Source organism: Modicisalibacter coralii (genome assembly GCF_004117855.1).
Taxonomy (GTDB): Bacteria; Pseudomonadota; Gammaproteobacteria; order Pseudomonadales; family Halomonadaceae; genus Modicisalibacter; species Modicisalibacter coralii.
In genome coordinates this window covers 310,591-327,853 of the sequence record NZ_QWBW01000006.1, presented here as the reverse complement: position 1 = coordinate 327,853, position 17,263 = coordinate 310,591, and the positions used below count along the sequence as shown (strand labels likewise).

Sequence of the window (17,263 nt, the reverse complement as noted above, 5' to 3'; positions counted from 1 at the left end):
CGCCGGCCTCGATCGACAACTGCCTGAGCGTGGCCGAGCGTTACGACGTGCAGATCGCCATTCATACCGACACGCTCAACGAATCGGGGTTCGTCGAGGATACCCTGGCGGCGTTCAAGGAGCGCGGCATTCACACCTACCATACCGAAGGGGCGGGTGGCGGCCATGCTCCGGACATCATCACCGCCTGTTCCAAGGACTACGTGCTGCCGTCGTCGACCAATCCCACCCGGCCCTACACGGTGAATACCATCGACGAGCATCTCGACATGCTGATGGTCTGCCACCACCTGGACCCCAACATTCCCGAGGACGTGGCCTTCGCCGACTCGCGCATCCGCCGCGAGACCATCGCCGCCGAGGACATCCTCCACGACCTGGGGGTGATCTCGATGATCGCGTCGGACTCCCAGGCCATGGGGCGGGTCGGCGAGGTGATCTGCCGCACCTGGCAGACCGCGCACAAGATGAAGGTCCAGCGCGGCCTGCTGGCGGAAGACGCCGAACGTGGCGCCGACAATGTCCGCGCCCGGCGCTACATCGCCAAGTACACCATCAACCCGGCGATCACCCACGGCATCGCCCACGAGGTCGGTTCGGTGGAGGTCGGCAAGCTCGCCGACCTGGTGCTCTGGTCACCGGCCTTCTTCGGCGTCAAGCCGGCGCTGATCGTCAAGGGCGGGATGATCGCCGCCGCGCCGATGGGTGACGCCAACGCCTCGATCCCCACGCCGCAGCCGGTGCATTACCGGCCGATGTTCGGCGCCTTCGGCAAGGCGGCCAGTGCGACGCGACTGAGTTTCGTCAGCCAGGCCGCCATCGATGCCGGGATCCAGGCGCGGCTGGGGCTGGCAAGCCGCCTTTCGGCGTGTCGCGACGTACGTGGCGTGCGCAAGGGTGACATGAAGATCAACGACGCCTGTCCGCAGCTCGAGGTCGACCCGCAGACCTACGAGGTGCGCTGCGACGGCGAGCTGCTGACCTGCGAGCCGGCCACCGAGCTGCCGCTGGCGCAGCGCTATCACTTATTTTAAAGCCACCACGCTTGAGGTTCGGTGGGAGGGAACTGGTTCCCGAGGGGTTGGCTGCCCAAATCGCGAATAAATTCGCTCTTACACCTGACCTGCGGGTGATGAGGTGAAACATGTGGAAACTGATCGAACGGCTGGGCCCCGTTGCCGCTGACGAGGCGGCCGATACCCTGACGTTGACCTACGAGCTGCGTATTCGCGGGCGTCTGCGGGCGACCAGCGATGGCGGGCGCGATCTGGGGTTGTTCCTGGATCGCGGGCCGGTGCTGCGCGACGGCGAAGGGCTCCGCGCCGAGAGCGGCGAGATCGTGCGGATCGTTGCCGCCCCCGAACCGGTCGCCACCGCCTGGGTCACGGCGGGGCTGCCCCTGGCCAGGCTGGCCTATCACCTGGGCAATCGTCACGTGACGCTGGCGCTGGGCGGCGACGACCGCCAGGGCTGGGTGCGTTTCGCGCCGGATCACGTGCTGGAGGAACTGGCGCAACGGCTGGGCGCGCGGATCGAACACCACGCGGCGCCATTCGATCCCGAACCCGGCGCCTACACGCTCGGTGGGCATTCTCACGGCCATGGGCATTCCCACGACCATGATCACGACCGGGCGCATGACCATGCCCACTGAGGCGCCACGCGATCCGTTGGCGCTGGCCGGGCTGCTGCAGCTTGTCAGCCCGGCGCTGCCGATCGGCGCCTTCGCCTGGTCGCAGGGGCTGGAAAGTGCCTTCGAGCTCGACTGGGTCCGCGACGAAGCCACGCTCGAGAACTGGCTCGCCGGCGTGCTCGATGACGGCCTGACGCGTTGCGAGCTGCCGGTACTGGCCCGGGCGCAGCGCGCCTGGGTGGCGGGCGATGGCGAGGCGCTGGCCCATTGGAATGTCTGGCTCGCGGCCAACCGGGAAACCGCCGAATTGCTCGAGGAGGAACGCCGCCTGGGCGCCGCGCTGGTCCGCCTGCTGGGGAATCTGGACCTGCTGCCCCGGACGGCACCGTTACCCGAGTCACCGGGTTATGTGGTGATGTTCGCCGCGGCCGCCGAGCGGCGCGGCGTGGCCATCGAGGAGACGCTGCTGGGGTTCGCCTGGGCCTGGCTGGAGAACCAGCTGACGGTGGCCTGCAAGGCACTGCCGCTCGGCCAGACCGCGGCACAACGCATCATCGAGCGCCTGCGTCCGCGACTCGCCGAGGCGGTCGATACGGCACTCGCGCTCGACGACGAGGAACTCGGTCCAGCACTGCCGGGGCTGGCGCTGGCCAGCGCCCTGCACGAGACGCAGTATTCGCGACTGTTTCGGAGCTGATGATGCTGGGCGTTAAATAAAGAGGGAAGAGGGAAGAGGGAAGAGGGAAGAGGGAAGCCAGGCGAGTTCCGGATGCGAAGCGCCGTTCTGTCTTCTTGTCGCGGCATCGCCGCGCTTTCTTCATTGCTGTCTCTTATCGACGTGATATTTATGTAAGGAGCAAGACCATGACTCATTGCCTGCGTGTCGGCGTCGGTGGTCCGGTGGGCTCGGGCAAGACGGCCCTGCTACGTCAGCTGTGCCTGGCGCTGCGCGAGTATTACGACATCGCGGTGGTCACCAACGATATCTATACCCGCGAGGATGCCGACTTCCTGCTCAAGCACGAGGCGCTGCCCGCCGACCGCATCCTCGGGGTCGAGACCGGCGGCTGCCCGCACACCGCGATCCGCGAGGACGCCTCGATGAACCTCGCCGCGATCGACGATCTCCAGGCGCGCCATCCCGACCTGGAACTGGTGCTGGTCGAATCCGGGGGCGACAACCTCTCGGCGACCTTCAGCCCCGAGCTGTCCGACCTGACGCTCTACGTGATCGACGTCTCGGCCGGCGACAAGATCCCGCGCAAGGGTGGCCCCGGGATCACCAAGTCGGACCTGCTGATCATCAACAAGATCGACATCGCCGAGTACGTCCATGCCTCGCTGGAGGTGATGGATCGCGATGCCCGCACGATGCGCGGTGAACGGCCGTTCGTGTTCACCAACCTCCACGACGGCGTGGGGCTCGAGACCATCATCGCCTTCATTCTCGAACGCGGCATGCTGCCGGAGCGCCGGCCGCCGGGACGCCGGCCGCCGGAGCGCCGCCCGGAAGCGACCGCCGATTCGCACACCACCGCCATCGACTGACACCGATTGACCCGACAAGGAGTTCGACATGCCCTCGCAAGCCCTCTCATCGCGTACCCTGGCCCGGTTTCTGGCCCCCGCGGCCCTGTTGGTCAGTGCCTCGGCTCTCGCCCATCCCGGCGCCCTGGGACACACCCACGGCGGCAGTTTTCTGGCGGGATTGCTGCACCCGCTGACCGGGCTCGATCATCTGCTGGCGATGGTCGCCATCGGGCTGTGGAGCGTTCGTCAATCGTCGACGTTACGCCGCGTCATGCCGCTGCTGATCGCGCTGGGCATGGTCGCCGGCGCCGCTCTTGCCTGGGCCGGCGTGCCGCTGGTGGGGGTCGAGTTCGGCATTGCCTCCAGCGTGTTGCTGGCCGGCATTCTGGTCGCCTGCCTGGTACGCCTGCCGACGCTGGCCGGCGGCACGCTGGTGTTCGCCTTTATCCTGCTCCACGGCCATGCCCACGGCAGCGAACTGGCGCCGGGCGCCTCGGCGCTGACCTATGCGGCGGGTTTCTTGATCGCCAGTGTGACGATCACCCTCGGCGGCAGGCTGCTGGGCGGTTGGCTCGAGCGGCATGACAGCCGCTGGCTGCGCGGCCTGGGCGCTGCCATCGCCGGCGCCGGTGGCGCGATGCTGATGAGTTGAGGGCCCCGCCGCTATACGAGGCCCCCTGCAAGGCCCCGGCTAGAGGATCGTCGCCGGGGCCGGGGCGTAGGCATCCGGTTCAGCGGCTCACGTCGCGAAAGCGCGCGTTGACGAAACAGTAGATGGCATAGGCCATCAGGCCGAGCGCGACCAGCCCCAGCAGCCAGGGGCCGAAGGGCTGGCGGGCCAGAACGTTCAAGGCACCGCCGAGGCCCTGTGCCTGGCTGGGGTTGGTCTGGATGGCGGCGACGACCAGGAAGCCGCCGATGATCAGGAATACCGCCCCCCGTGCGCACAACCCCCAGCGAGTGGCTGCCTCGGCCAGGCGCTGCTGAGCCTCGCTCATCTCGATCATGTGCCAGTTCTTGAGATAGGAACGCTTGATCGCCCGCCAGACCTGGCGCAGGCCGACGCCGGCAAAGCCGATGCCGATCGCCAGCACCAGCAGCATGCCGCCCGGGTGGCTCATCAGCTCCGCCGTACGGTCGGTGGTCGAGGTGCTGCCGGTGACGGCGTTACGCAGCAGGTTGGCGCAGTACAGTGCCAGCCCGGCATAGATACCGCCACTGATCAGAAAGCCCAGTCGCGTGGCCAGGCCGCGAAGGCCATGCCCCAGGTGCTCGGTATCCAGCAGGGCCTGGACCGCGCGCCAGACGGCGTAGCCCAGCAGGCCGATGCCCAGCAGGGCCAGCATCACGCTGCCGAAGGGCTGCCCGGCCAGGTGATTGATGGCCTCCTTGGTGCCGACATTGTTGCCGCCGAGCCCGGTAGCGGCCAGGGTGGCCAGGCTCCCGACTATCAGGTAGACCACCCCCTTGGCCACGTAACCGCAGCGGGCGATGACCTTGATGGCCGGCATCATGACGTGCGAATGAAGATTCACAAGCGCTCCTTGCTTGGTATCGTCCTTGCCTTGCCACAGCGAACTCAGGCTTGGCCGGCACCGGTGCCGCCACCGTCGGCCACCCAGCGCTTGTGGGTCGCCAGTGGCTGCAACAGGTCCAGGACGATCAGATACTCGGTGAGGTTATCGTCGACCAGCACATAGAAGCCCGACTGGGTGTCGGCCTTCACCTCGATCAGGTAGCGGACTCCCTCCAGCGCCGTTCGGTAGGCATCGCTCGGGAGTGCCTCGCCGGTCGATACGTGCACGGTATAGGCATCGGCGACGGTTTCATAGGGCCGGTACCCGGCCTTGTCGAGAAAGGCCGAAAACGACATCGGCTCGTTGGTCGGCTCCTCGTGGACTAGCTCGGCCAGGGTGTTGCAGCGTTTGACCAGCTTGCCGTCACTGTGGCGATAGACGCCCCAGCCCGGTACGTCGTCTCTCAGCATCGTCATTCTCCGGCAGCGTCAGGGTCGTTTCAGTGTAAGTGTCGCCGTGGGGCCGCACAAAGGGTGGTTTTCACGCTGGCAACCGACGGGCGCGCTTCGTCGCGAGTTGGCCACGACGGGATACGCGATTGCCACAAGGGTTCGTGTCGCCAGGGGGAGACATTGCAAGTCGTTGTTTTAGAGAAGATTAATCGATGGTTCATGGAGGGCGTCCTGTCCCGGCAACAGAACTTCGACCAAAGGCGAAAATACGTGGCCCAAGCGAGAGTCTGCGCACTGATTTTTAATTTTAAGACATTGTTTTTACTGGTTTTTAAAGGTTTTTGGCATGGCTTTCGCTTTGGATGAGGTGAGCGGCGAGGCGATGGCCCGGGTGTTACGCAAGACCCCGAAATCGCGTAGCAACTCGAGTGGTCGTCCTCTCGTTCATTGCGATGTGTGACTTAGGTTGCGATGAGACGGCACCGCCTTCGGGCAAGGAATGGTGCTTCGGGAACGGATTCCCCGGCAAGGACGCCACCCCGAATTGCAATGTCCCGCCCATGGCGGGGCGGCAATGGAAGCGTCGACATCTTCGGCGTTTCACCGGGCTTCGGCCCTCAGACATCCCGTTAGTCCCGGGGTGTATCGTGACCCTTCAGTTCCCTGCGTACCTGGGACCGCCACTTGGCGGTCCTTTTTTTCGTTGTCTCGAGACCTCGCGCACGGCTACTCGCGCCCGGGCTTTTCCCGCACCGTCCCATGGGGGCCATGAATCACCAGGTCGACGCCATCGCGCTCGGCCCAGGCCCGACCCTGGGCGATTGCCTCGGCGGGATCCGCGAAGTGCTCTTCGCGTCGTTCGACCTCGCCCTGACGAACGTCCCATTCCTCGTCGTGTGCTGTCACGTGGACTTCCGCTGTCATCTCACGGCCTCCCTTGACCGGTTGCGCAATGATTCCAGCGTGGTTCGCCTGATCCGACAAGGCTGTAGCGATTTGTCAGCTGCGGGTTGAAATGGGTAAGCCGACACAGCGGTCGGCTTATTCCACGCGACCCAGCAGCAGGAATTCGAGCAGGGCCTTCTGAGCATGCAGGCGGTTGCCGGCTTCCTGCCAGACCACCGCACGCGGGTCGTCGAGCAGGGTCTCGCTGATCTCCTCGCCACGGTGGGCGGGCAGGCAGTGCAGGAACACCACGTCGTCGGCGGCGGTGTCGAGCATCGCCTCGCTGACCTGGAAGCCGGCGAAGGCCTTGGCCCGCTTGGCCTGTTCCTCTTCCTGGCCCATCGAGGCCCAGACATCGGTGGTCACCAGGTCGGCGTCGATCACGGCCTGGCGAGGGTCGCGCAGGATCGTGACACGCTCGCCCGCCGCGGCGAGGATCGCCGGGTCGGGGTCGTAGCCTTCCGGGCAGCAGACGCGCAACTGGAAATCGAACTGGCGGGCGGCATTGATCCACGAATGGCACATGTTGTTGCCATCGCCGATCCACACCGCGGTCTTGCCGCGGACCGCGCCGCGGCACTCGGTCCAGGTCATCACGTCGGCAAGCAGCTGACAGGGATGGTAGTCGTCGGTCAAGGCGTTGATCACCGGTACCGTGCTCGCCGCGGCGAACGTCTCGAGGCCGGCATGCGAGAAGGTGCGGATCATCACTGCATCGACCATTTCCGAGAGCACCCGGGCGGTATCGCCGATCGGCTCGCCGCGGCCGAGCTGGGTATCCCGGGAGGAGAGAAACAGCGCATGGCCGCCGAACTGGGCCATCGCCGTCTCGAACGACACCCGGGTACGGGTCGAGGATTTCTCGAAGATCATCGCCAGGGTGCGGTTGGAAAACGGCGTATAGGTCGGGCCGTGGGTCTTGAGGCCGTTCTTGATGGTGATCGCCCGGCGGATCAGGTAGCCGAGTTCCTCCGGGGAGAGATCCAGCAGGGTCAGAAAGTGACGTGTGGCCATGGCAAGCTCCTGTGATCGGCGTGCCGCTAACGAAAAGGGCGCCGAGGGGGCTGGCCTGCCAGCACCTCTCGGCGCCCCGGCCGGAATCGAGAGCCGGCCGCGCGAAAAACGATCATCCTAGCGACAGCCGTGGGGCGGCGCAACGCCGGGACGCCTTTGCGGCACGCGCGAGAAGGCTGACGCGGGAAAGCAGGCCCGGGCCGCAGCAGGGCTGTTTTCAGGCCATTGCCCGCGTAGAATGGGGGGTATCGCGCAATCACTCATCACAAACGCGGCCGGCCGACGCTGTCGGCTGCTCCGGCAAGGAACGAGTTCATGAGCACTACCCTCGAGAACATCCAGCAGCAGATCAGCGAGAACCCGATCCTGATCTACATGAAGGGGACGCCGCAGCTGCCCCAGTGCGGTTTCTCGGCACAGACGGTGCAGGCGCTGATGGCCTGCGGCGAGCGCTTTGCCTTCGTCAACGTGCTCGACAATCCGGACATTCGCGCCGAGCTGCCCAAGTACGCCAACTGGCCCACCTTCCCGCAGTTGTGGGTCCATGGTGAACTGGTCGGCGGCTGCGACATCGTCGTCGAGATGTACCAGAACGGCGAGCTGGAAACGCTGATCAAGGACGCCGCGGCCAAGGCCAAGGCGGAGACCGGCGACGACGCCTGACCGGCATCGCCGTCGGCAAGTCGTCGCATCACCCCCGGCCAGTCGTACTGGCCGGGGGTGTTTTTTTGCTCAGATGCCGTCACCCTGTTCTTACGGCTTACGGCTTACGGCTTACGGCTTACGGCTTACGGCTTACGGCTCGCCGACGCCCTGTTCGCGCTGGGCGAGGTCCCAGCCGCCGAGGTCCTTGAAGCGATTGACGATGGCGCAGAACAGCTCGGCGGTGCGTTCGGTGTCGTAGCGCGCCGAATGCGCCTCGGTGTTGTCGAAATCGATGCCGGCGGCCCGACAGGCGCGGGCGAGCACGGTCTGGCCGTAGACCAGCCCGGACAGCGTGGCGGTATCGAAGCTCGAGAACGGATGGAAGGGGTTGCGCTTGATGCCGCAACGGGACACCGCGGCATTGAGAAAGCCGTGATCGAAGGCGGCGTTGTGGCCGACTAGGATCGCCCGGGTGCAGCCGCTGGACTTGATCGCCTTGCGCACCGGACGAAAGATCTCGCCGAGGGCCTCGCTCTCGGGCATCGACACCCGCTGGCGCAGCGGATTGTCGAGATCGATGCCGGTGAAATCCAGCGCCGCCTGATCGATGTTGGCACCTTCGAAGGGGTCGACGTGAAAGGCGTAGGTCTCGTCGGGCATCAGGTTGCCCAGCGGGTCCATGGTCAGGGTCACCGCGGCGATCTCGAGGATCGCGTCACGCTCGGCATTGAAACCACCGGTTTCCAGATCCACCACCACCGGCAGGAAACTGCGAAAACGCTGGGACATCAGCCCGGGGGCGTTCGCTTCGGCCATGCATCTCTCCCGTCAGAGTCGATTCCCTCGCGGTCGCCCCGCGTCACAATGGCCGGGAGTTTAGCATTTTGCACCACAGGCGTCCCCACCGGCGGTGTTCGCCACCCGGGCTGGACGCTATAATCGCTCGCATCTGCACGCGTCCCGGCTGCCGGCCGGCGCCCGTCGTCATCGCGTGCGACGATTCATTGATGACCCCAAAAGGAGCCCCCCTGATGTCCGATGTGAAAAAGGTAGTCCTCGCCTATTCCGGCGGTCTGGACACCTCCGTGATCGTCAAATGGTTGCAGGAGACCTACGACTGCGAGGTGGTGACCTTCACCGCGGACATCGGTCAGGGCGAGGAGGTCGAGCCGGCGCGCGCCAAGGCGCAGGCCCTGGGCGTCAAGGAAGTCTATATCGAGGACCTGCGCGAGGAGTTCGTCCGCGATTACGTCTACCCGATGTTCCGCGCCAACACCATCTACGAAGGCGAGTACCTGCTGGGCACCTCGATCGCCCGCCCGCTGATCGCCAAGCGGCTGATCGAGATCGCCAACGAGACCGGCGCCGACGCCATCTCCCACGGCGCCACCGGCAAGGGCAACGACCAGGTGCGTTTCGAACTGGGCGCCTACGCCCTCAAGCCGGGGGTCAAGGTGATCGCGCCGTGGCGCGAGTGGGACCTGACCTCCCGCGAAAAGCTGATGAACTACTGCGAGCAGCACGACATCCCGGTGGACTTCTCCAAGAGCAAGACGAAGTCGCCCTACTCGATGGATGCCAACCTGCTGCACATCTCCTACGAGGGCGGCATTCTCGAGGACCCGTGGGCCGAGGCCGAGGAAGACATGTGGCGCTGGAGCGTCTCGCCCGAGGCCGCCCCGGATCAGCCGACCTACATCGAGCTGACCTATGAAAGGGGTGACGTCGTCGCCATCGATGGCGAGCGCCTGGCGCCCCACGACGTGCTGTCCCGTCTCAACAAGCTGGGCGGCGACAACGGTATCGGGCGTCTCGACATCGTCGAGAATCGTTACGTGGGCATGAAGTCGCGCGGCTGCTACGAGACCCCGGGGGGCACCATCATGCTGCGTGCTCACCGTGCCATCGAATCGATCACCCTGGACCGCGAGGCTGCCCACCTCAAGGACGAACTGATGCCCAAGTACGCCGAAGTGATCTACAACGGCTACTGGTGGAGCCCGGAGCGCCGGATGCTCCAGGCGGCGATCGACGAGACCCAGACTCACGTCAACGGCGTGGTACGCATCAAGCTCTACAAGGGCAGCGCCACCGTGGTGGGCCGCAAGTCCGACGAGTCGCTGTTCGACGAGTCCATCGCCACCTTCGAGGATGACGCCGGCGCCTACGATCAGAAGGATGCCGAAGGCTTCATCAAGCTCAACGCCCTGCGCCTGCGGATTGCCGCCGGCAAGGGCCGCAGCGCGAACTGAGGCGTCCGCCCCGACTCGTGCGGGGCGAACGCGGGGAGGTGACATGCTCAAGAAACTGATCGGCGGGCTGTTTCGTGGCGGCGACGTCAACGACGAGGAGATGCCCGCCACCGACTATCGCGGTTACCTGATCACGCCCGACCCTCAGGACGCCGGCGGTCAGTACCGTGTCAGCGGCTGGATCCGCAAGCCCGTCGAGGGCGGCGAGACGCTGGAGCATCGCTTCGAGCGCTCCGACGTCCTCGCCTCGCGAGACGCCTGCGTCGAACTCACGGTGCACAAGGCCGAGCGTTTCATCGACGATCTGGGCGACGAGATCTTCGACAAGCGCTGAATGCCGAAGGCTGCTCCCGAAACGGCGCTTCGGCGCCGTTTTTTCGTCTCGGGAATCGGTGGGCTCGCCGCTGCCGGCGATTGCCGTTAGAGTCGGACCTTGAAGTCGCGCCGACACCGACAGGGGGACGGGCATGATCGAGGTTCATCATCTGGAAAATTCTCGCTCGCAGCGCGTGTTATGGCTGCTCGAGGAGCTGGAACTCGAGTACCGGGTGGTCGAGTACCGCCGCGACCCGCAGACGATGCTGGCGCCGGATTCGCTCAAGCGGGTACATCCCCTGGGCAAGGCGCCGGTGGTCGTCGACGGCGACGTGACCCTGGCCGAATCCGGGGCGATCATCGATTACCTGGTCGAGACCTACGACACCGCGGGCCGGCTGACGCCGTCCCCGACGACCCCGGAGTGGCGGGCCTACCGCTACTGGCTGCATTATGCCGAGGGATCGGCGATGCCGCTGCTGGTGATGTCGCTGGTCTTCACCCGGCTGGCCAAGCCGCCGGTCCCGGCATTGATGCGCCCCTTCGGGCGGCTGCTGGGCAATGGCGTCAAGGCCCAGTATCTGGAGCCCCGGCTTCGCGAGCATCTGGACTTCTGGGAGCAGACGCTGTCGGCGACGACCTGGTTCGCCGGCGAAACCTTCAGCGCCGCCGACATCCAGATGAGCTTTCCGCTGCTGGCGTGTGAATCGCGGGGCGGCCTGGGGGATCGGCCGCATCTCGAGGCCTTCATGGCGCGCATGCGCGAACGGCCGACCTACCGCCGGGCGGTGGAGAAGGGCGGGGAGTTCTCTCTCTGACGATGGCCCGCCCGACGCGGGGGTGTGTGGCACGCCGCCGTGCGACCGGATAAGCTGGCCCGCTTTCCGTCGAGGAGCTCCACGTGAAAGCCCTGTTGCTCTCCGCCTATGCCGCCGTCAGCCATCGCCAGTGGGCGAACGGACTGCAGGCCCAGTTCCCCGACATCGACTGGCAGGTGCTGGAACTGCCGCCGCGTCACTTTCAATGGCGCGTGCGCGGCAATCCGCTCACCTGGCTGGTCGAGGCGGGGGACACATTGAGCCAGGCCTACGACCTGGTCCTGGCGACCTCGATGGTCGATCTGGCGACGCTGATCGGGCTCTGCCCGTCACTGGCCCGGGCCCGCAAGGTGGTCTACTTCCACGAGAACCAGTTCGCCTTCCCGCTCGCTGAGGGGCAGACGCTGCGTCCCGAGCCGCTGATGGTCAATCTCTACAGCGCCCTGGCGGCGGATGTGGTGGTCTTCAACAGCGCCTACAATCGCGACAGCCTGGTCGACGGGGCCCGGCGCTTTCTCGCTCGCATGCCCGAACGACTGGCCGTCGACGCGCGTCTCGCCGAGATCGCCGCAAAGTCGACGATCCTGCCGGTCCCCTTGCCCGAGCGCCGGCCGTCCGCCGCGTCGTCGGGCAACCGGCTGGTCTGGAACCATCGCTGGGAGTACGACAAGAACCCCGAGACCTTCTTCGCCGCCCTCGAGCGACTCGCCGAACGGGGCATCGACTTCGAGGTGGCGGTGATGGGTCAGCAGTTTCGGCGGCGCCCGGCGGTCTTCGATGCCGCCCGCCAGCGCCTGGGCGAGCGCGTGGTGTGCTGGGGCGAGCAGCCCGGCGCGGTCTATCGCGAGATGCTCGAGGCCTCGGCCATCGTGGTCTCGACCACACACCACGAGTTCCAGGGGCTGGCGATCATGGAGGCGGTCAGCCACGGCTGCCTGCCGCTGGTGCCCAACCGGCTGTGCTTCCCCGAGTACTATCCCGAGGCCTGCCGCTACGCCGGCGACCGGGCCGCGCTGGAGGCGCGGCTTGCCGAGTGGCTGACCCGGCCCGAGCGGCGCCCGGCGCTGCCCGACGCTCGGGCCTGGCAGTGGCCGGCCTGGCGCGACGGCTATGCCGCCGTGCTGGGGAAGCGTTGAATCAATCGGCGAGACGGAGAGATCAAGGAGTCATCATGCGTACCCCGACAGCAACCCTCATCGCCATCATCGGCGGGCTCTGCCTGGTCCCGACCACGGCCTGGACGCAGACCGAGTCCGGCAGCGCGACGTCCGGTCAGCCGCCGCAAACACGCCTGGCGTGCAGCAAGCTGCAGGCGCAGATCGAGCAGACGATTCGTGCCAATGGCGCGCGCCACTTCCTGCTGGCGATCGTCGACGACGCCCAGGTCGCAGACGGCGTGGTGCGGGCCGGCGAACCGTACGCCGGCGCCGAGGTGGTCGGCAGTTGCGATGGCGGCACGCACAAGATCGTCTATAGTCGCCACGCGGCGACCCGGAGCAGCGCGCCGGTGCCGGATACGGCCGTGGGCACCACGGCTGCGGCGTCAGCCGGTACCCAGCCGGATGGCGCGACGTCCGCCGGCGAACCGCCCGATGACAGGGGCCGCCAGGGCCCTGACGGGCGGGTGCGCGATACGCTGACGCCGGCCTCGTCGCCCTGAGGCAGGCGTCAGCGGGTGTGGCACGCTAGCCGATCATGGTGGCGGTTTCGGCGCTGCCGCCCGGATCGAGACCGACGACCACCGGGTCGTGATCCGAGGCGCGGTAGGGGCCGTCATCGTAGAAGGACGCCACCTGTGCGTCGGACTTGTACTCGGTGTTGTAGTCCAGCACCGTCGGCTCGTCGGCATTGATGTGCCAGGTGGTGGTGCCGGTCACCTGATCGGCGAGCGACGCGCTGGCCAGGGCGTGATCGAGCGATCCCCACTGGCCGTCGTAGCTGTACGAATAATCGTCGTCGAGCAGCGTGAAGCCATCGTCCTCTAGTGTGGTGATCGGATCTTCGCTGGCGTAGCTGTTGAAGTCGCCGATCAGCAGTACGTCGCTGTCGCCACTGTCGGTCGGATCGCTGACGACCCACTCGGCGAGCTGCTCGGCGGCCTCGACGCGCGCCGGATTGTTGTTGCCCTGGCCGTCGCCGATGGCGTCCTGTCCGTCGATCACGCTGCCCTTGGACTTGAAGTGGTTGACCGCCACCGAGACGGTCTCGCCGGTGGCGTTGTCGCGGAAGGTCTGCAGGATCGGCACGCGGCTGCCCTCGGCGAAATCGCCGTCGTAGACCGCGGCATTGCCTGCCGGCGTGACCGAGTCCGCCTTGTAGATCAGGCCCACGGCGATGGCATCGCCGCCCGGTGCCGCGATGTCGCCGTCGGCGTCCTTCGGCGTGACGTAGCGCCACTCGGCAGCGGGGTTGGCGGCATCGAGCGCGTCGACCAGGTGGGCGATGGCACTATCGTCACCGTAGCCATCGTTCTCGATCTCCATCAGTCCGACCACATCGGCATCGCTGGCGTTGATGGCGTCGACGATCTTGGCCTGCTGGCGGGTCAGTTCCAGGGCACTATCGGCGCCGCGCGGGTCGTGTTCGGTGCCCGCCGGGGTGGTGACGCTGTTGCCGTTCTCGTCGAGCGTGGTGAAGTAGTTGAGCACGTTGAACGAGGCGACCTTGAGGGTGGCGTCGCCCAGCGCGTCGGAGTCGGGCGTCTCCGGGCGGGCATTGCTGGGCCGGAAATCCTGGCCCTCGCTGCTCTGCAGGCGCCACTGCTGATGAGCGAAGTCGAGCACCCCGGTCGCCCGATCCAGGGTGTCGCCGCCGCGCAGGGTGTTCTCGGCGGAGAGGGGCTCGCCGTGGCGGGCGAAGATCACCTCGGCGGGGTTCTGCGCGTTACTGGCGTCGTCGAGCACGATGGAGCGGCTGTCGCTCTCGTCCAGCCACTGCTGGTAGCCGGCCTGGTCGGGGGCGTGGTGCTCGGTGTACTGCTCGAGACGGCCGCCGCTGGAGAGCGTGACGCTGCCGTAGCGGCCGAGCTCGTAGGTGTCGGTGACGGTGAGCGGTGAAGCGTCCTCGCCGGTCATGGCCACACGCATGCCCTCGAAGGCGGCGAGCGTCGACTTGTCGGCGATGGGCAGCGTCACCTCGGTGATCGAGGGCAGGGCCTGATCCCGGGCCTGGACCTGCAAGTCGCCGACATCGGTGAGCTCGGTCTTGCCCTGGTACTGGGTCACGGTACCGGAGAGACGGACCCGGTCGCCGAGGGCGACATCGTCGGCGTTCGGCGCATAGACGAACAGGCCTTCGGCGGTCTGGGCGTCAGCGTCCCGTTCGGCGTCTTCTTCCTGGATGAAAAAACCATCCAGTCCGTCCTGAGCGTCCAGGGTGACGATGGCATCGAGGGTGACCTGCCGGCCTTCCAGCGGGCTGACCATGCCGGCGCCCTGAACCTGGGAGATCAGGGTGACATCGCTCGTCGCGGGCGGGGTGTCGCCGCCGACGAGCCGGCCCGGCGTGGCGACCGCCGGGGTTGCGTCGTCGTCACCGCCGAGGGCATCGCTGGCGACGCCGTCGGCGTCGCGGGTGGTGAAACGCTGATTGGCGACGTCCCAGGAGGCCGCGTCGCTCTGCCGGGTATCCGGGTAGGCCTCGGTCGCCGCCAGGGTGGCGCGGTCCGGCTCGCCGAGCCACAACGTGACCTGATCGCCGCCACCGCCGAGGCCCGCGGCACTGCCGGTATGGCCGATCTCCACGCCATCCAGGTCGGTGTCCGAACGCCATGCCTGGCGGAATTCATCGGCCGCCGCGGCGTCGCCGTCGACCATCACGATGGCGGTGGCACCCGGCGCGAGGGTCGTCAACCCCTGAACCTGGACGGCGTCTTCGGGATCGGCGCTGTCATCGTCGTAGTAGAGCGGTGTCCGGCCGAAATCGATGCCGTCGTTCCCCGTGTTGGTGATCTCGAACCAGTCCTCGGTGACATCGCTGCCGGCCTGGCCGGGCCAGATTTCGCTGACGGCGATGCCGAGGTCCCGAGCCTCGGGGTCCCCCAGCGGGGCATGGCCGGTCGCGACGCTGAAATCCGGGTTGCCGTCCGGGGCGTCACCCGCCTGCCAGGCAGCGGCGTTGCTCAGTTCCTGCCGCAGTGCCTCGGCAGTTCCCGCCGTGGCGCCGCTGTAGTGACCGCTCACACTGTCCGGCGGCAGGGTGAGGTCGGCATCGTTATCGGCGCTGTTGCCGACCCGATAGAGGGGGGCGCCATCGGCGTCGCGGACCGTCACGCCGTCGGCGAGCGACAGGGTGAATGCGCCGTCGAATTGGTCGGCGTGGGTGGCCGTGTCGATCACGCTGCCGGCGGCCACGCCCTGCTGTGGCGCGGTCCAGGTGACCCGGCCGTCGGCGCTCTCGAAGACCAGCACGGCCCCCGGCGTGATCGCTTCCAGGGCGACGAAGCCGAAGCTCGCGTCGCTTTCGTCGAGTGCCGTGAAGGCGATGTCACCGGCCTGCGGGGCGAGGCTCGGCAAGGCGTCGATACCGATCGTCGAGGAGGTGAAGGTCTGGATGGCGTCATCCAGGTCCTTGGACTCGGTGCCGGTATCGGACCAGTCGGTGGTACCGTTGTCGTACTCGACATCGACGCTGACCGAGCCGTCGGCATGGACCTCGATATCGCTCAGCGTCTCGGCGGTGCCGCCGGTCGCCTCGGCATTGGTGTCGAGATCCACGCCGGCGACCCGAGCGGCCTTGTGGGCGCCGTCCCAGCGGTAGAGCTGGAAGTCGTCGTTGCCGTCATCGCCATCCTGGTCACCGGGGTTGGCGGGGCCGGCGCTGATCAGCCAGGTGCCGTCGCCGACCGCCTTGATGTCGCGAATGGTGCGACCGCCGAGATCGAGCCCGAGCGCCTCGCCGAATCGGGCGTCGTCCGCGCTGCCCGCGGCCATCAGTGCATCGACGTTGGTCACCGGCAGCACCAGGGCGCGGCCGTCGCTGTCGATGGGCGCACGCAGGCCGAGATACAGTGTGCCATCCCGGTAGGCGGAACCCTCCACCTCGAAATCGTCGAAATCCAGCGTCGGGCGGTGGTCGGCGGCCCAGCCCATGACCGCCTCGTCGAGGCCGCTGAACTGCCCGGTCACCTCGACCTGCAGCGAGTCGGCATCGTGGCCGGTGATGCGCGTGCCGAAGACCATCGAGCGCTCGCCGTTGGACAGCGAGCCGAGCCAGTAGTAGGTAGCGTTGCCGGCATCGACCACCGATTCGATGTCGACTTCATCGCCGTCTTCGAGGCCGAGCGCCGCATCGAGATCGAAGCGTTCGAGCGGGGCGCCGGAACGGTCGTGGTCGTAGAGCCGCAGGGTCTGGTCTTCATCGTCGCCGACCAGGATCAGGCCGTCGCCGATCGCGATGGCCGCCGAGGTGTCCGAGGCGCCGGTATGAAAGCGCGCCGCGTTGTTGGTAGCGGTGCCGTCGGCGGCGGCGTAATCCAGCGTATAGCGCGTCTCTTGCTCGCCGTCGTCGACGGTCACCGTGATGGTGGCCTCGCCGGCGCTCACCGGGGCGATACGCAGCACGTCGTCGTCGTCCAGCGCGGCGCGGGCGACGCTGGGATCGCTGCTTGCGACGCTCACCGTCAGGTCGCGGCGCGCGGTATCCGCATCGGCGATCTCCAGGGCGATGCCTTCGGTCAGGGCCGGGTCGGTGGGGTCTCCGACCACGCCGCGAATCTCGCCACCGTCATCGGTCAGTGGCAGACGTTGCGTGGCCGTCTCGGCGAGATGGATGGTCGGCGCGGCGGGCTCGGCGGGCGTCTCCCCCGGGGTGTCGTGCCACCAGTCGAACAGGTCGTCCAGGAAACGCTCGACTCGCTCGAACAGGTCGTCGATCAGCCACTGGCCGTGCCAGGAAGCACCACCGAAAGTGGCCGTCGTGGCGTCGTCGTGAAAGCGGTAGGGCGAGGCGAGGCGAGAGAACAGCGACATGACGGAATCCTTGTGTACGCGGCGAAATCAGGAGTGCACGCTTCACTTTGGACTCTAGGCCGCCAATGTTGTAACCCTGTTGCAGTGACATGAACGCGGCGCCGGCTGGCGAGTCTGTATCGCCGGGCTGGTCCGTCGGCCGTTGACCTGCATCAAGGCGCGACACGACGACG

The 17,263-nt window shown here is 66.9% G+C and carries 17 protein-coding genes; 11 read left to right on the top strand and 6 right to left on the bottom strand.

Annotated features, from left to right (window positions below; genetic code table 11):
- From D0901_RS02070 to D0901_RS02050, 5 genes are all read left to right on the top strand, one after another.
- On the top strand, positions 1-1,034 hold a 1,034-nt coding region (locus D0901_RS02070; protein ID WP_162500800.1), incomplete at its 5' end, for an urease subunit alpha.
- A gap of 110 nt (positions 1,035-1,144) precedes the next feature.
- The gene (gene ureE, locus D0901_RS02065; RefSeq protein WP_129138621.1) at positions 1,145-1,654 is read left to right on the top strand and encodes an urease accessory protein UreE; all 510 of its coding nucleotides are present in this window, start codon (positions 1,145-1,147) and stop codon (positions 1,652-1,654) included.
- A complete protein-coding gene (locus D0901_RS02060; RefSeq protein WP_129138635.1) occupies positions 1,644-2,330 on the top strand; it encodes an urease accessory protein UreF in 687 nt (228 codons plus the stop codon). The genes ureE and D0901_RS02060 overlap by 11 nt, the downstream gene beginning before the upstream one ends.
- A gap of 167 nt (positions 2,331-2,497) precedes the next feature.
- Positions 2,498-3,181 (top strand): urease accessory protein UreG, encoded by a 684-nt coding sequence (ureG, locus tag D0901_RS02055; protein ID WP_233440324.1) that lies wholly within the window; start codon positions 2,498-2,500, stop codon positions 3,179-3,181.
- A gap of 28 nt (positions 3,182-3,209) precedes the next feature.
- Complete coding sequence (locus D0901_RS02050) at positions 3,210-3,815, top strand: HupE/UreJ family protein (protein ID WP_129138620.1); 606 nt, start codon at positions 3,210-3,212, stop codon at positions 3,813-3,815.
- 79 nt (positions 3,816-3,894) lie between these two features.
- Here the strand turns inward: D0901_RS02050 and D0901_RS02045 are convergent, their stop codons facing one another.
- The 4 genes from D0901_RS02045 to argF form a co-directional block, all read right to left on the bottom strand.
- Complete coding sequence (locus D0901_RS02045; protein WP_233440323.1) at positions 3,895-4,698, bottom strand: DUF1206 domain-containing protein; 804 nt, start codon at positions 4,696-4,698, stop codon at positions 3,895-3,897.
- 44 nt (positions 4,699-4,742) lie between these two features.
- Positions 4,743-5,150, bottom strand: coding sequence for a hypothetical protein (locus D0901_RS02040; RefSeq protein ID WP_129138619.1), 408 nt, complete (start codon positions 5,148-5,150; stop codon positions 4,743-4,745).
- 708 nt (positions 5,151-5,858) lie between these two features.
- The gene (locus tag D0901_RS02035; RefSeq protein WP_162500799.1) at positions 5,859-6,038 is read right to left on the bottom strand and encodes a DUF2188 domain-containing protein; all 180 of its coding nucleotides are present in this window, start codon (positions 6,036-6,038) and stop codon (positions 5,859-5,861) included.
- 135 nt (positions 6,039-6,173) lie between these two features.
- Positions 6,174-7,091 carry an ornithine carbamoyltransferase gene (gene argF, locus D0901_RS02030; RefSeq protein ID WP_129138617.1) on the bottom strand — a complete coding sequence of 306 codons (918 nt, stop codon included), beginning with the start codon at positions 7,089-7,091 and terminating at the stop codon, positions 6,174-6,176.
- A 315-nt stretch (positions 7,092-7,406) separates the two neighbouring features.
- Here argF and D0901_RS02025 point away from each other — a divergent pair, with 315 nt between their 5' ends.
- The gene (locus D0901_RS02025; protein ID WP_129138616.1) at positions 7,407-7,754 is read left to right on the top strand and encodes a Grx4 family monothiol glutaredoxin; all 348 of its coding nucleotides are present in this window, start codon (positions 7,407-7,409) and stop codon (positions 7,752-7,754) included.
- A gap of 132 nt (positions 7,755-7,886) precedes the next feature.
- On the opposite strand, the gene rnt is transcribed toward D0901_RS02025, so the two are convergent.
- Positions 7,887-8,552: a ribonuclease T gene (gene rnt / locus D0901_RS02020; RefSeq protein ID WP_129138615.1), complete on the bottom strand. Its 666-nt coding sequence runs from the start codon at positions 8,550-8,552 to the stop codon at positions 7,887-7,889.
- A 215-nt stretch (positions 8,553-8,767) separates the two neighbouring features.
- Between rnt and D0901_RS02015 the strand changes: the two genes are divergently transcribed.
- From D0901_RS02015 to D0901_RS01995, 5 genes are all read left to right on the top strand, one after another.
- Positions 8,768-9,988 (top strand): argininosuccinate synthase, encoded by a 1,221-nt coding sequence (locus D0901_RS02015; protein ID WP_129138614.1) that lies wholly within the window; start codon positions 8,768-8,770, stop codon positions 9,986-9,988.
- A 43-nt stretch (positions 9,989-10,031) separates the two neighbouring features.
- Positions 10,032-10,322, top strand: coding sequence for an HlyU family transcriptional regulator (locus D0901_RS02010; protein WP_129138613.1), 291 nt, complete (start codon positions 10,032-10,034; stop codon positions 10,320-10,322).
- A gap of 133 nt (positions 10,323-10,455) precedes the next feature.
- Complete coding sequence (locus tag D0901_RS02005; protein WP_129138612.1) at positions 10,456-11,121, top strand: glutathione S-transferase; 666 nt, start codon at positions 10,456-10,458, stop codon at positions 11,119-11,121.
- An 83-nt stretch (positions 11,122-11,204) separates the two neighbouring features.
- Entirely contained in the window at positions 11,205-12,257 is a 1,053-nt protein-coding gene (locus tag D0901_RS02000; RefSeq protein WP_129138611.1) for a tRNA-queuosine alpha-mannosyltransferase domain-containing protein, read from the top strand.
- A gap of 35 nt (positions 12,258-12,292) precedes the next feature.
- Complete coding sequence (locus tag D0901_RS01995) at positions 12,293-12,781, top strand: DUF1161 domain-containing protein (protein WP_129138610.1); 489 nt, start codon at positions 12,293-12,295, stop codon at positions 12,779-12,781.
- A 25-nt stretch (positions 12,782-12,806) separates the two neighbouring features.
- Here the strand turns inward: D0901_RS01995 and D0901_RS01990 are convergent, their stop codons facing one another.
- On the bottom strand, positions 12,807-17,090 hold the full coding sequence (locus D0901_RS01990) for an ExeM/NucH family extracellular endonuclease (RefSeq protein ID WP_129138609.1): 4,284 nt from the start codon (positions 17,088-17,090) through the stop codon (positions 12,807-12,809).
- Positions 17,091-17,263: the final 173 nt, after the last annotated feature.